This window comes from Pseudonocardia sp. SID8383 (assembly GCF_009864975.1).
Classification (GTDB): domain Bacteria; phylum Actinomycetota; class Actinomycetes; order Mycobacteriales; family Pseudonocardiaceae; genus Pseudonocardia; species Pseudonocardia alni.
In genome coordinates, this window is sequence record NZ_WWFY01000465.1 from 1 (window position 1) to 1784 (window position 1784).

Consider the following 1784-nt stretch of genomic DNA (forward strand, 5'->3'; position numbering starts at 1 on the left):
GCGGTCGTACTGGGACCGGTCGCGACGGCCGTCGCGGTGCTGCTCGCCGGGACGGCGATGAGCTCGGTCGTGCAGGGCGCGGCCTGGTTCGCCCACGCCGCCGTCGCGGTCGTGCTGGTCTCGCTGGTCGGCGGCCTGCTGCTGCCGCTGCGGGCCTGGCTGGTCGCGCCCGGCCAGCTGCTGGCCCTGGTCCTGCTGGTGACCGCGTGGTTCACCGGCAGCGGCGTGCTCGGGGTGCTCCCCGGGCCGTCGGCGTTCGCCGAGCTGGCGGGGCTGCTCGGCGGGGCCGGGCAGCAGATCGACAGCGGCCTGCCGCCGGTCGCGGCGAGCCCGGAGATCCTGCTGCTGGTCACCCTCGGGTTCGGCACGATCGCGATCGCGGTGTTCGGGCTCGCGGTGACCGTGGCCGCCCCGGCCGCGGCCGGGGTGCCGCTGCTGGTGGTGTTCGCCGTGCCGACGGCGCTGCAGCCGGGCCTGCTGCCCTGGTGGACCGTGGTCGCGGCGACGCTCGGCTACGGCGTGCTGCTGCTCCTGCGTCCGGACCGGCTGCGGCAGATCCCGGCCGGGGCCGCGGTCGTCGCGGTCGCCGTCGTGGGCTCGCTGCTGGCCGGACTGCTGGCATCGTCGGTGGGGACCTCGGGTCGCTTCGACGCCACCGGCGGGACCGGGGGCGACGCCGACGGCTCGATCGGGCTGAACCCGTTCACCTCGCTGCGCGGGCAGCTGACCCGCAGCGAGCCGCGGCCGCTGTTCGGCGTCCGTGGACTCCGGACCCCGACCTACCTGCGCGCACTCACCCTGCAGACCTACGTGCCGCAGGAGGGCTGGAAGGCGGGGCGCCCGCTGCCGGGCGTGCCGCTGACCGGGCCGCTGCCGCCGTCGACGTCCGGGCCGGCCGCGTCGCAGGACGTGCAGGTCGAGAACCTGGGCTTCCGCGACTACTGGCTGCCGGTGTTCGGCGACCCGACCCGGATCGCGGTGAACTCACCGAGCTGGGCCTACGACGCCGACGGCGGCATCGTCTACAGCGAGCGCGCACAGTCCGAGGACGGCTGGACCCAGTCGATGCGGCTGCCGGAGCCGTCGGCCGACCAGCTGCGCGCGGCGTCCGGGCCGACCACGGTCGACCGGTCCTACCTCGACGCCGACGGTGTCGACCCGCGGGTCACCGCGATCGCCCGGGAGGTGACCGCCGGGGCCACGACGCCGTTCGACCGGGCGATGGCGCTGGAGGACCACTTCACCGGGCCCGGCTCCCCGTTCACCTACAGCCTGGCGACCGCGCCGGGTGGCAACGGCGACGCCCTGGTCGACTTCCTGACCCGCGGCCGGACCGGCTACTGCGAGCAGTACGCCTCGGCGATGGCGGTCATGCTGCGCGCCGTCGACGTCCCGGCCCGGGTGGCGGTCGGTTTCACCGCAGGCGACGCCGACGGCTCCGGGGCCCGCACGATCACCACCGAGGACGCCCACGCGTGGGTCGAGGCGTGGTTCCCCGGCTACGGCTGGATGACCTTCGACCCGACCCCGCTCGCCGACGGCCGCACCATCGACCCGGCCTACGTCCAGCAGGCCCGGGAGCAGGACGGCGGCACGACCGCCGCCGAGCAGACCCCGCAGCCCGAGCCGTCCGCGACGCCGCCGCCCCCCGAGGCCGGTGGCCCCACCCCCGAGCCTCCGCCCACCGAGGAGCAGGCGGCCGACCAGCCGTCGGCCGCGACCGGGTCCTGGTGGCCGCTGGTCGTGGCGCTGCTGCTGGCGGCCGCGGTGCTCGCCGTCGTGCT

The 1784-nt window shown here is 76.5% G+C and carries 1 protein-coding gene; it reads left to right on the plus strand.

What is annotated here, in order from left to right; all coding sequences use genetic code 11:
- On the plus strand, nt 1–1784 hold a 1784-nt coding region (locus tag GTW08_RS11370; protein ID WP_161151887.1), incomplete at both ends, for a transglutaminaseTgpA domain-containing protein.